The following is an 11,821-nucleotide window of genomic DNA, read 5'->3' as shown; positions in this document are numbered from 1 at the left end:
TTTGGCAATGCCAGCGAGCGCCGCCCAGAGCGAACAAGTTGGCATGAAAAAGGCACGGCATAGACCTTCTGGTCATGCCGTGTCTTTTGAATGACAAATTGTCGCTCTGGGTGGCGCGCAGCGTCGACCGGCCCGCCGTTCGTTAGAACGGCGGAACCTCTAGAGCAGCGTAACGCTAAAGCTGCGCTCGTCCGTCTCGCCCGGCGCCAAGGTGATGGTGTTGACCTTGTGCTCAAAGACGTCGTCCTCGGTGTCCATGGTGGTGTGGCCGGTCCAGGGCTCGAGCGCCACAAACGGGGCGTCGTTGGCGGCAGACCACACGCCAATGTACTTAAAGCCCTCAAAGTCGATCTTCACGCCGTGACCCGACTTGCGTCCGCGCAGGGTGAGCGTGGAGCCGGGAACGTCAGTGAACATGATGGCGTCGTTATCGAAGCTGCGGTGCGTGATGGACAGCACGTCCGAGTTGTCGGGAGCCTTGTAGCTGCCCTCGAACGTCATGAGGCCATCGGGCGTAATGATGGGCGCCTCGTTGGTCCATGCCTCGGTAAATGCCAACTCGTAATCCTCGAACGCCTCGTCATCGGCACCGGGGGCCGGCACGTTAAAGGCAGGGTGACCGCCCACCGAAAACGGCAGATCCACGTCGCCGGTGTTGGTGACAGCAAAGGTCTGGGTGAGCGTAGCGTCGCCGGTGAGCGCATAGGTCATGTTGAGCTTAAAGTGGAAGGGGAAGGCCTTGAGCGACTCGGGCGTATCGGTGATCTCGTACGTTACCGAGGAGCCGTCCTCCGAAACCTCGACCAGCTTGTGCTCGACAATGCGCGCGAGTCCGTGGCGCGGCATCTCGCAGGTGCCGGCCGCAGACGTTGCCGTGTTGTTGCGCAGCGAGCCCACAATGGGGAACAGGATGGGCGCGTGCTTGCCCCAAAAGGCGGGGTCGCCCTGCCACAGATACTCGTTGCCGTTAAGGGCAAGGCTCGTGAGCTGGGCGCCCATGGAATCGATGGCCGCGGTGAGGCCGCCGCGCTTGATGGTAGTGACGGTAGACATGCTACTTCCTCCAAAAGTAAACAATAGTGTCGAGGGCTATTGTCCCACTCTTGGCTGCGGGAAGAGGCGGCACGCAATTATTGAGCGTCCACGTAAAGATCGAACCCGCCCTGCGGCGTGCTGTCGACCGTATCGGGCGCCTGCGAGTTAAAACTCACGGGGACCATGCGCTTCGAGGCGCGGAAGCGCGTGCCGTCGGTGGCGACGGGCGCCTCATCGACCGTGAGCTCGTAGTCTCCGGGCTTGAGCTCGATGCCGTCACCGTCAGAGTTGACATATTGATACTCATCGACCGCCTGCCCCTTGAGCGTGCGGCCCACGATGTGGATGAGCATCTGGCTGTCGCCGCGGGCGGTATCCCATGTCGCACCGTCCTTGACCTCGACCGACACATGCACCGAGCGCGTGCGGCTGAGCGATTGCTCGACAGACATCTCGACCTTGGCGGCGTCTTCGCGCTGTCGTTCCACATGGCTCCAGACGCTGCCGATTGCCGAGCAGGCGATGACGCCGGCCATAAAGGCGATGAGGATGGGGCCGAGTGGCGAGCGGCGGCCCGCGTCTTCCTCACGAGCTAAGTTGGGACGATGCGTGGGGGCGGGCGCCTGGGCACCCTGCGCGGGTACGTCGAGAATGCTGAAAGACGCCGTGCTGTCAGGATCGATGGTGTGGCGCGGCTGCGGGGTCTTTGCCGGCGAGATCGACATGTCGGCCGGCTCATCAAGCGTTGCCGTGGCATCGGCCTTTGCCTCGTCGGCCTCAGCCTGGGCCCAGGCCTGTTCGAAGGTCAAAGGCTCGGCGGCATCGCTGCCGGTCTCGACCTCGTTGCTCGACGCTTCGTCCGTCAACGGCTCATCCCAGGACTCGTCCGGAGCCTCGCCCTCGCTATACCACCATTCAAAGTTATCGATATCCATACGGGGCGCCCCTTAGGCCTCGCAAATAAACACTTGCAAGCCTTATACCCCCAGACGGCGCTGGAGCTCGCCGGCACAGACAGGAAAACCATCACAACATTCGACGCTTTTCCTCGATTTCGAGATTTTCGCCGAATGTTGTGATGGTTTGGGCGACTGGCTGGCAGCGCAATGTGACAAAGGGGCTGTCCCTTTGTCACATTCTGTTAGAGTTGCAGGGATTGAATCCCGCTTATTCATGCGACATTGGAGTGACAACCTTGACCGCCGCAACCACGCCTAAAAGCAAGTCAACCGCTGCCGCGCTTTCCCCCGCGCGCACTAACCTCTGCCTGGCGCTGCTCGTGTTGCTGGGCTTTTCGCTCGGCTGCTCGGAGTTCGTAGTCATCGGTATCGAGAGCGACCTGGCGACGGAGCTTGGCATCTCACTTGCCACCGCGGGCCAGCTCATCAGCGTGTTCGCGCTGGTCTACGCCATCGCGACGCCGGTGCTTGCGCTCAGCACGGGACGCTTCCGCCGCTACCAGCTGCTCGTGTGCTACAGCATCGTCTTTGTACTTGGCAATCTTGTTATGGCGCTGGCGCCCAACTTTCAAGTGCTGTTTGCCTCGCGCATCATCTTGGGCTCCGTCTCGGGCGCGCTGCTCGCCGTGGGCGTGACGTATATCCCCGAGCTGCTGTCCCCGCAGCAGACCTCGCTCGCCATTTCGGTGGTGTACGGCGCGTTTTCCGTGGCGATGGTCTTTGTGACCTCGATCGGCAAATTTGTGGCCGATACGCTCGACTGGCACGTTGCCATGTACGGCACGCTGGCCTTCGCCGTCCTGATCTGCGCCGCGCTCGTGGCGTTTATGCCGCGTGCCGGACAGACCGATGAGCCCGCCACCTTCCGCGAGCAGGCAGGGCTGCTGCGCGAGCCGAGCATCATCACCGGCATGCTCATCTTTTTGTTTGGTGTGGGCTCGGTCTACGTGTTTTACGGCTATGTGACGCCCTATCTGGAGCAGGTGCTGGGCATGGGCACCGTTCAGGCAAGCACCACCCTTATGGCCTACGGCGTGTTCTGCCTGATCTCGAACATCCTGGGCGGATGGATCGATGCGCGTTTTGGCATGAAGGCGCTGCTCGTGACGTTTGTGCTGCAGGCCGCGGCGCTGTTTGGGCTGTTTGCCGTGGGTGACGCCATGCCCCTCGCGCTCGTCTTTGTCTTTAGTCTGGCGATGCTCATGTATCTGTTCTCGGTCTCGTGCATCACGCACTTTATGGACGTGGCCCGCAGCCGCCACCCCAAATCGATGGTGCTCGCGAGCTCGGTGGAGCCCATGGCATTTAACGTCGGCATCTCGTTTGGCACCGCGGTGGGCGGCGCCGTGGTAAGCGGGATTGGCATTGCCTACGTGGGCGCGGTTGGCGCCGCATTCTCGCTCGTAGCCTGGATACTCACGCTAGTGACGATCAAGCTGGCACGCTGGGAGCGCAAGCGGGCAGCACAATCTTCGATGCAGGCATAGGGGTGGGATCGAGGCAGGCGCAAGTACAGCTCAGCGCGGCGGGCGTCCGATGAAAACCACACCATACGAGCAGTGTTTATCCGCCCGCAAGCTCCAGCAGTACGATTTCGTGTACTTCAGATACACGCTTTTCCACGATTTCGTGTATTTGAAGTACACGAAATCGTACTAAACTATGTATTTGAAATACACGGAATTGGAAAGGCGGCTCCATGCGTAGATCAATCGAATCCGTCATCGAATCATGGGCGACAGAGGACGCGTCGCGCCCCCTCCTCATCCGTGGTGCGCGACGCGTGGGCAAAACGTACGCTGCCGAGGAAATCGGCAGACGAATCGCCGGCGATGCATTTGTCAAACTCGACTTTCAGACCGATCTTGAGCTGATTGCCCCGCTGTTCGACTGCCCCACCGACGACGTTGACACCATCGTGGCACGAATCTCAGACTATAAACGCACCCCCATTCGCAAGGAAACCGCATTCATCCTGTTTGACGAGGTTCAGCTCTGTGAACGGGCGCTCAACTCGCTTCGCTTTTTCTCGGGTTCGGGCTGGCGCATATGCGCGACCGGCAGTCAGCTCGGCGTCGCCACGCGCAAGCGCAAGCTGCCTTTTCCCAGCGGCGTCCGCCAAGAGACCATGCATCCCATGTCGTTCGAGGAGTTTCTCTGGGCGCTCGGCGAGGAGCAGATGGCCGATGCCGTTCGTACCCACGCCGACACGCTCGAGACCTACGCCGCACACCAAGCCGCGCTCAACCTGTTTCATCGATACCAAATCGTGGGCGGCATGCCCGCCGCCGTCAACGCATATCGCAAGACGCTTTCCATCGAAGACGCGCGCGTCGAGCAGCGCGAAATCGACGAGACCTACACCGCCGATATGACCGACCCCGAAAACGGGATCAGCGGCGTAGCAGCGCGCAAGGTCTGGCGCTCCATTCCATCCCAGCTGCTACGATCCTCAACCAAGAAATTCAAGTACTCCGAGGTCGAACGCGGAGGCCGACGCTCAAAGCTCATCGAGCCACTCGACTGGCTCGAGGGCGCCGGCATCATATCGGTCAACAACCTGACCGAAGGCATCGAACCTCCCCTCGTCCCCTTCGACGACGAAGACGGGAGCTTCTTTAAGGTCTATCTTCTCGATACGGGCCTCATGTTCTACAAACTCGGTATCAACCCGCGACTCTGGCTCGACCTCAAAGAGGATTCCGCCATTGCGCTGTCTTCCGACTTTCGAGGTGCCTTGGCGGAGAACTCGGTCATGCAGGCATTTTCGGGCAATGGTTTGCAGACGTATTACTGGATGCCACCGTCGTCTTGGAAGACGAACGGCGAGCTCGATTTTCTACTTCAGACCGACCGTATGGAGATCGTTCCCGTCGAGGTAAAATCCGCACGCAACGTGCGCGCGAGAACGCTCGGGTCGTTTATGGAAAAAGCCCGGTCGCCGTATGCCTACATATTGTCCGAGAACAATTTTGCCCGCAGCGAAACCGATGACGGACGCGAGCTGCGCCATCTCCCCTTGTACGCAGCGGGCTTTATCGGAGCAAACTGCCTCAAGGGCAGTCTGTAACCCCCGCGCGACCGCCCAGAAAGGAACCATCATATGCAGCACGTACTGTTTATTTGCCACGGGAATATCTGTCGCTCGACGATGGCTGAGTCGGTGTTTGCCGAGCTGGTGCGCCGTGCTGGGCGCGAGGCGGAGTTCGTCATTGATTCTGCCGCGACCTCGACCGAGGAGATTGGCAACCCTCCGCATCATGGCACCGTCGCCAAGCTGCGCGAGGTCGGGATTCCCGTCGTTGCGCACCGTGCGCGCCAGGTGCGTCGCGCGGAGTATGGCGACTGGGACCACATTGTCTATATGGATGCCGAGAACGCGCGCGGCCTGCGTCGCATCTTCGGCGACGATGCCGACGGCAAGATTTCGCGGCTGCTGGATTGGACCGATCGCCCCGGCGACGTCGCCGATCCCTGGTACACCGGCAACTTCGATGCCACCTACCGCGATGTGCTCGCCGGCTGCACAGCCATGCTCGAGCAACTGTAGGCGCCCGGGCGGCGCGGATGCGTGAGCCACGCCATCGGCATAAAATGAGCGTGGATAATCTCCCGCATACAAATTGAGCGTGGATTTTCTCCCACTTTGAGCGTAAAACCACGCTCTAAACGGGAGATTATCCACGCTCATTATCTTGGCGGGCGAAAATCCACGCTCGATTACTCGTCGACGATCTCGGCGAGCCAGACGTTCAACGTATCGACCTCGGGGCAGCAGAACTTTGCCGTGCCGGGCTTGTTGCCAGGCACGGTGCCGCCGTAGCGCAGGATGTCGATATAGGGAAAGCCCACGTGGCAGGCCATGGAGCACATCTTGCCGCGATCGCGGTCGAAGTCGAAGACGTCGCCCGGCTTGTGCCCATGGTGGCAGCGACACGTACCCAGCTGGTCCACGCAGCTAATGCGAATACGCGGGCGCTTGCCACGCGGCGCACCGAGCGGCTTGTTCTCGCTCGCGGGCTCGGGGATGCTTTCGCCGGCGCTACTCATGGTCGATCACATCCAGGCAGGCCTCGATGGGCAGGCCGGCGGACTTGTCCTCCTGGTCGGCGTTGCGCTCGATAAGCTCTGCCACCACGCGCATGGCATCGGCCGTTGCACGCTGCAGACTCCAGCCGGCCATCACGCGACCGACGAGCACCGCCGAGAACGTATCGCCCGTACCCGGGAAGTAAACCGGGATCAGGTCAAAGGGAATCGTGAAGTACTCCCCCGCCACGTGGTCGTAACCGATGACGGCGTTCGCGCCGTCGACCACAGCGCTCGTAATGACCACCGACTTGGCGCCCAGCGCGCGCATGGCGTCCACAAGGGCGTGGGCCTCGTCAGGCGTGATTTGCTCGGCAATGGGCGTGTCGGTGAGCAGGCACGCCTCGGTATAGTTGGGCACCGCATAGTCGGCGCACTCGAGCAGATGCCTCATGAGACCGATCGTGGACTCGGGCACACCGGCGTAAAGTTTGCCGTTGTCGCCCATGATGGGGTCGACGAATACCTTGGTGCCCTTTTGCGCGCGGCGGTGGCAAAAGTCTGAGATGATGCGCGTCTCTTCTTCGGTCACGATAAAGCCAGTGGAGATGGCGTCGAACTCAAAGCCGAGCTCTTCCCAGATGGCGAGACTCTGACGCACGTACTCCGTGGTGTCGTGGATGTAGAACTTGGGGTAGTTGAGCGTATCGGACACAAGTGCCGTCGGCAGGTTGTGGATACGGTAGCCCATGTGCGACAGCACCGGAAGCATGGCGGAAAGCGCGACCTTGCCATAGCCGCACATATCGTTGATCAGCAGCAGCTGAGTGTTCTTCATGAGTGTCCCCCTTGGGTCGGGAGCGGCGCATAGTCGCCACAGTGCGACTAAGTGTAGCGCAGGGAACGCTGCAGACGGAAGTTTGCACCAAAGCCTTGACAAGGAGTGTCCCTAGGTGCCGTCAGAAAAGGAACGTCCCCAAGTGCCAACCAGGGCAACGCTGCAGGTTGAGGACGGACAGCGAAAACGTTCCTAAGCGAGCAAGGTGGCGTGAAAGAGGAGGGCATAGGCCTTGTGGCCATGCCCGACGATTGAACGCCAGATTGCCGCTTAGGGACGTTTGCAGCGTCGAGTGGTTACGGCGTTTGGTAAAACGCCGTAACCAAATAAGTTTGGTACCTTGACATTCCTGTATAGCACTCCTAGATTAGTTAGGCACAAAACAATCCCACTACCTAACTAAAGAAAGGAGCGATACGAATTCATGTGCGATGAACTCCTTAACCTTCGTCCGCACGAGCCCGGCGGCGACCCGTCGCAGCCGGCAGACGTGCCCGAAGCAGTTAACGGCGAAGACAAGCTCGCCAAGCGCATCCTGAGCGGCCTAGGCTTTTGCGGCCACTACATGCACTTTCACGGCGGCGGCGTGTCCGGCAAGGCGCCCATCGTCTGCCTGCTTGCCAAGCAGGAAAACGGCGAGATATCGCAGCAGGAACTCGGCATGCACTTCGACCTCAAGCCGGGGTCGCTTTCCGAAATCTTGTCCAAGCTCGAGTGCGCCGGCATCATCGAGCGCAGCCGCAATCCAAAAGATCGCCGGCAGCTCACCATTCGCCTGACCGAGATCGGCTGGGAGAAGGCCCGCATCGACCAAGCCGCCCGCATCCGCTTTAGGGAGCAGGCCTTTAGCGCCCTCAACCACGACGAGCGTGAACAGCTCGCCGAGATGCTCGAGAAAATCCGCGTAACCTGGGAGGAACTGGATGATTAAAACCCTTATGGGCAGCATCCGCGATTACATGAAGGTCACGATCGCCACGCCGCTGCTGGTGCTTGGCGAGGTAATCTGCCAGATGACGATCCCGTTTATCACCGCCGACATGATCGACGCCATCAAGGACGGCACCGCCGTTACCGAGATGCTGCCCACCGCCGGCCTTCTCGTACTCATCGCGCTGACGTCACTCGCCTTTGGCGCCGCCGCGGGCATCACCTGCAGCCATGCCAGCTGCGGCTTTGCCAAGAACCTGCGTCGCGACCTGTTCTACAAGATCCAGACGTTCAGCTTCGCCAACATCGACGAGTTCTCGAGCTCCTCGCTCGTCACCCGCCTCACCACCGACATCAACAACGTGCAGCAGGCCTTTATGATGCTCATTCGCATCGCCGTGCGCTCGCCGCTGGTGCTGGTCTTTGCCTTTACCATGGCATACGCCATGGGCGGCAGCGTCGCCATGGTCTACCTGGTCATCATTCCGCTGCTGGGCTTTGGCCTGTTCTTCATCATCTATAAGGTGCGCCCGATCTTTGCCCGCGTGTTCCACAAGTACGACGCGCTCAACGAATCCGTTGAGGAAAACGTCACCGGCATGCGCGTGGTCAAGAGTTACGTGCGCCAGGACTACGAGAAGGAGAAGTTCGCCACCGCCGCGCGCGACGTCCAGATGGACTTCACCCGCGCCGAGAAGCTGCTCGCCTTCAACAACCCCATGATGAACATCTGCGTCAACGGCGCGTTCGTCGTCATCATCTACCTGGGTTCCAAGCTCATCATCACGAGCCAGGGCACCCTGTTCGACGTGGGCCAGCTCTCCTCCATCTTTACCTACGGCTTCCAGATTCTGATGAGCCTAATGCAGCTGTCGATGATCTTTGTCATGGTAACCATGGCAGACGAGTCGGCGCACCGCATTACCGAGGTGCTGGCCGCCGAGCCCACGATCGCCAACCCGACCGAGCCCGTGCACGAGGTTGCCGACGGCTCCATCGACTTCGATCACGTGAGCTTTAAGTATTCCGAGCATGCCCGCCGCCAGGCGCTCGACGATATCGACCTGCATATTAAGAGCGGCGAGACCATCGGCATTATCGGTGGCACCGGCTCGGCCAAGTCGACGCTCGTGAACCTGATCGCCCGCCTGTACGATGTCACGGAGGGCACCGTGCGCGTCGGCGGCGTGGACGTGCGCGACTACGACTTGGACGCCCTGCGCCACCAGGTGGCCATGGTGCTGCAGAAAAACGTGCTGTTTAGCGGCACGATTGCCGAGAACCTGCGCTGGGGAGACCCGAACGCCACCGACGAAGATGTCCGCGAGGCCGCGCGTCTGGCCTGCGCCGACGAGTTTGTCGACGGCTTCCCCAAGGGCTATGACACCTGGATCGAACAGGGCGGCTCCAATGTTTCCGGCGGTCAGAAGCAGCGCCTGTGCATTGCGCGTGCTCTGCTGCGTCGCCCTAAGATCTTGATCCTGGACGACTCCACCAGCGCCGTCGACACCAAGACCGACGCCAAGATTCGCGCAGGGCTGGCAAGCTATCTGCCCAACACGACCAAGCTCATCATCGCCCAGCGCATCAGCTCTGTGCAGGACGCAGACCGCATCATCGTCATGGAGGGCGGCCGCATCGCGCAGATCGGCAACCATGACGAGCTGCTCAAGACGAGCGAGATCTACCGCGAGACCTTTACCTCGCAAAACAAGATGTCTGCCGAGGGCGATGGGGCCGTCGAGGCCGACACCGAGGCATCCGTAACGCAAGCTCAGACCCAGGAAGGAGGCGAGGCACATGAGTAAGGCAACGACCGCCGAGCGCGCGCTCAACCGCAAGGGTGGCACCATGTCGCGCCTCATCAAGACGCTCTTTGGCTTCTACCCCGTGCTTTTGCCCCTCGTCGTCGCCGGCGTGGTGCTCTGCGCCATCATCAACTCCATCGGCGCGACCTTCCTTCAGAGCGCCCTGCAGATTATTAGCGAATCGTGGCAGTCGGGCGATTGGGAAGCCGCGCAGCCCAAGATCGCACAGCTCGTGACCACCCTCGCCTGCATCTACGGCGTCGGCATCCTGTCCTCGCTGTTCTGGAACCGCGCCATGGCCATCGTCACGCAGGGCTCGCTCGAGAAGCTGCGCGAGAAGATGTTCAACCGCATGCAGGACCTGCCGATTCGCTACTTCGACACGCACCAGCGCGGCGACATTATGAGCCACTACACCAACGACATCGACACGCTGCGTCAGATGATCAGCCAGTCGCTGCCCAACCTGCTCATGACGATCATCGTCATCGTCACGGTGTTCTTTATCATGCTGTACTACAGCGCGTGGATGTGCCTGGTCATCATTGCCGGCGTCGCCTTTATGACCTTTATGACCAAGCTGCTCGGCTCCAACTCCGCGCGCTTCTTTATCGCGCAGCAGACCGAGCTCGGCGTGGTCGAGGGCCATATCGAGGAAGTCATGAACGGCCAGAAAGTCGTCAAGGCGTTCTGTCACGAGTCCGCCGCCGAGGCCGATTTTGACGAGCGCAACGAGAAGCTCTTCGAGGTCTCGCAGAAGGCCAACATGTACGCCAACATCCTCATGCCGATCCTCGGGAACCTGGGCGACTTGCTCTACGTGCTGGTCGCGCTGACCGGCGGCATCTTCCTGGCGCTGGGCGTGCCCAACCTGAGCCTCTCGGGCATGGCGCTCTCCATCGCCGTCGTGGTGCCGTTCCTCAACATGACCAAGCAGTTCTGCGGCCAGATCGGCCAGATCTCGCAGCAGATCAACGCCGTGGTCATGGGCCTTGCCGGCGCCGAGCGCATCTTTGAGCTGCTCGACGAGGAGCCCGAAGCCGACGAGGGCTACGTGACGCTTGTCAACGCGCAGGTCAACCCCGACACTTGGCAGCTCGAGGAGGCCGACCACCACACCGGCATGTGGGCGTGGAAGCATCCGCACCGCGCGACCGGCGAAATTGAGTACGTGCCGCTGCGTGGCGATCTGGTCATGGACAACGTGGACTTTGGCTACACGCCCGACCACGAGGTGCTGCACGGCGTGTCCGTGTACGCCAAGCCGGGTCAGAAAGTCGCGTTTGTCGGTGCCACCGGTGCCGGTAAGACGACCATCACCAACCTCATCAACCGTTTCTATGACATCGCCGACGGCAAGATTCGCTACGACGGCATCAACGTCAATAAGATCCGCAAGGCCGATCTGCGCCGCTCGCTGGGCATCGTGCTGCAGGACGTGAACCTGTTCACCGGCACCGTGATGGACAACATCCGCTACGGCAACCTGGACGCCACCGACGAGGAGTGCATCGCAGCGGCCAAGCTCGCGGGCGCAGACGACTTTATCACCCGCCTGCCCGACGGCTACGACACCATGCTCACCGGCAACGGCGCACAGCTGTCGCAGGGCCAGCGCCAGCTGATCTCGATCGCCCGCGCCGCCGTCGCCGATCCGCCGGCGATGATTCTAGACGAGGCCACGAGCTCCATCGACACCCGCACCGAGGCCATCGTGCAGGCGGGCATGGATAAGCTCATGGAGGGCCGCACGACGTTTGTCATCGCACACCGCCTGTCCACCGTGCGCAACTCCGACGCGATCATCTGTCTGGATCACGGCCGCATCATCGAACGCGGCAACCACGACGAGCTGATCGCCAAGCGCGGATACTACTATCAGCTCTATACCGGAGCGTTTGAGCTCGAGTAGGTAGGTTTGTTCCACGGAGGTCTCCCAGGCGGGCCGGGGTGTAACCTCCGTGCTCAAACATTCTCGCTTCGCTGCGAAACTGCGCGCGGAAGTTACACCCCGGCCCGCCTGGGAGACCTCCTGCGCGCAATCAACCCGTCATTAAAACAGAATAAAAGTTGGTGAGGCCCTGGCCATTTGGCCAGGGCCTCGTTTTGTAAGGATGATTTTTCTGGGACGGGGATTTAATAATCATTCGGTACACAATGATTATTAAAGGCTCTGTTAGACCAGGATTGACATTCCGCCCCGTCATCTTCTTGCGATTGCA

General features: G+C 60.8%; 10 protein-coding genes. 6 read left to right on the top strand and 4 right to left on the bottom strand.

The window, feature by feature from the left end:
- Window positions 1-159: 159 nt before the first annotated feature.
- Entirely contained in the window at window positions 160-1,053 is an 894-nt protein-coding gene (locus tag I2D41_RS02715) for an aldose 1-epimerase family protein (RefSeq protein WP_195363462.1), read from the bottom strand.
- Window positions 1,054-1,130: 77 nt separating this feature from the next.
- The gene (locus I2D41_RS02710; protein WP_117747002.1) at window positions 1,131-1,970 is read right to left on the bottom strand and encodes a hypothetical protein; all 840 of its coding nucleotides are present in this window, start codon (window positions 1,968-1,970) and stop codon (window positions 1,131-1,133) included.
- A 251-nt stretch (window positions 1,971-2,221) separates the two neighbouring features.
- Between I2D41_RS02710 and I2D41_RS02705 the strand changes: the two genes are divergently transcribed.
- The 3 genes from I2D41_RS02705 (at window position 2,222) to I2D41_RS02695 (ending at window position 5,544) form a co-directional block, all read left to right on the top strand.
- Window positions 2,222-3,481, top strand: coding sequence for an MFS transporter (locus I2D41_RS02705; protein WP_271741631.1), 1,260 nt, complete (start codon window positions 2,222-2,224; stop codon window positions 3,479-3,481).
- A gap of 212 nt (window positions 3,482-3,693) precedes the next feature.
- Entirely contained in the window at window positions 3,694-5,064 is a 1,371-nt protein-coding gene (locus I2D41_RS02700) for an ATP-binding protein (protein WP_195363461.1), read from the top strand.
- A gap of 33 nt (window positions 5,065-5,097) precedes the next feature.
- Entirely contained in the window at window positions 5,098-5,544 is a 447-nt protein-coding gene (locus tag I2D41_RS02695) for a low molecular weight protein-tyrosine-phosphatase (protein WP_117747000.1), read from the top strand.
- Between the two features lie 170 nt (window positions 5,545-5,714).
- On the opposite strand, the gene I2D41_RS02690 is transcribed toward I2D41_RS02695, so the two are convergent.
- Entirely contained in the window at window positions 5,715-6,044 is a 330-nt protein-coding gene (locus I2D41_RS02690) for a TIGR04076 family protein (protein WP_195363460.1), read from the bottom strand.
- A complete protein-coding gene (locus I2D41_RS02685) occupies window positions 6,037-6,861 on the bottom strand; it encodes a PfkB family carbohydrate kinase (protein WP_195363459.1) in 825 nt (274 codons plus the stop codon). The genes I2D41_RS02690 and I2D41_RS02685 overlap by 8 nt, the downstream gene beginning before the upstream one ends.
- A 424-nt stretch (window positions 6,862-7,285) precedes the next feature.
- Here I2D41_RS02685 and I2D41_RS02680 point away from each other — a divergent pair, with 424 nt between their 5' ends.
- Genes I2D41_RS02680 through I2D41_RS02670 form a run of 3 tightly spaced genes read left to right on the top strand, consistent with a single transcriptional unit; the run spans window position 7,286 to window position 11,511 of the window.
- On the top strand, window positions 7,286-7,792 hold the full coding sequence (locus tag I2D41_RS02680; protein ID WP_195363458.1) for a MarR family winged helix-turn-helix transcriptional regulator: 507 nt from the start codon (window positions 7,286-7,288) through the stop codon (window positions 7,790-7,792).
- On the top strand, window positions 7,785-9,599 hold the full coding sequence (locus tag I2D41_RS02675; protein ID WP_195363457.1) for an ABC transporter ATP-binding protein: 1,815 nt from the start codon (window positions 7,785-7,787) through the stop codon (window positions 9,597-9,599). The genes I2D41_RS02680 and I2D41_RS02675 overlap by 8 nt, the downstream gene beginning before the upstream one ends.
- The gene (locus I2D41_RS02670; RefSeq protein ID WP_195363456.1) at window positions 9,592-11,511 is read left to right on the top strand and encodes an ABC transporter ATP-binding protein; all 1,920 of its coding nucleotides are present in this window, start codon (window positions 9,592-9,594) and stop codon (window positions 11,509-11,511) included. The genes I2D41_RS02675 and I2D41_RS02670 overlap by 8 nt, the downstream gene beginning before the upstream one ends.
- Window positions 11,512-11,821 lie beyond the last annotated feature (310 nt).

The organism is Collinsella aerofaciens (assembly GCF_015552075.1).
Classification (GTDB): Bacteria; Actinomycetota; Coriobacteriia; order Coriobacteriales; family Coriobacteriaceae; genus Collinsella; species Collinsella aerofaciens_Y.
Note: the sequence above shows the minus strand (reverse complement) of the source record. Positions and strands in the feature narration are given on the sequence as shown.

Coding starts and splice junctions, on each gene's coding strand:
- I2D41_RS02685 (WP_195363459.1), bottom strand. CDS start 6,861: ATGAAGAACACTCAGCTGCTGCTGATCAACGATATGTGCGGCTATGGC.
- I2D41_RS02710 (WP_117747002.1), bottom strand. CDS start 1,970: ATGGATATCGATAACTTTGAATGGTGGTATAGCGAGGGCGAGGCTCCG.
- I2D41_RS02695 (WP_117747000.1), top strand. CDS start 5,098: ATGCAGCACGTACTGTTTATTTGCCACGGGAATATCTGTCGCTCGACG.
- I2D41_RS02670 (WP_195363456.1), top strand. CDS start 9,592: ATGAGTAAGGCAACGACCGCCGAGCGCGCGCTCAACCGCAAGGGTGGC.
- I2D41_RS02680 (WP_195363458.1), top strand. CDS start 7,286: ATGTGCGATGAACTCCTTAACCTTCGTCCGCACGAGCCCGGCGGCGAC.
- I2D41_RS02675 (WP_195363457.1), top strand. CDS start 7,785: ATGATTAAAACCCTTATGGGCAGCATCCGCGATTACATGAAGGTCACG.
- I2D41_RS02690 (WP_195363460.1), bottom strand. CDS start 6,044: ATGAGTAGCGCCGGCGAAAGCATCCCCGAGCCCGCGAGCGAGAACAAG.
- I2D41_RS02700 (WP_195363461.1), top strand. CDS start 3,694: ATGCGTAGATCAATCGAATCCGTCATCGAATCATGGGCGACAGAGGAC.
- I2D41_RS02715 (WP_195363462.1), bottom strand. CDS start 1,053: ATGTCTACCGTCACTACCATCAAGCGCGGCGGCCTCACCGCGGCCATC.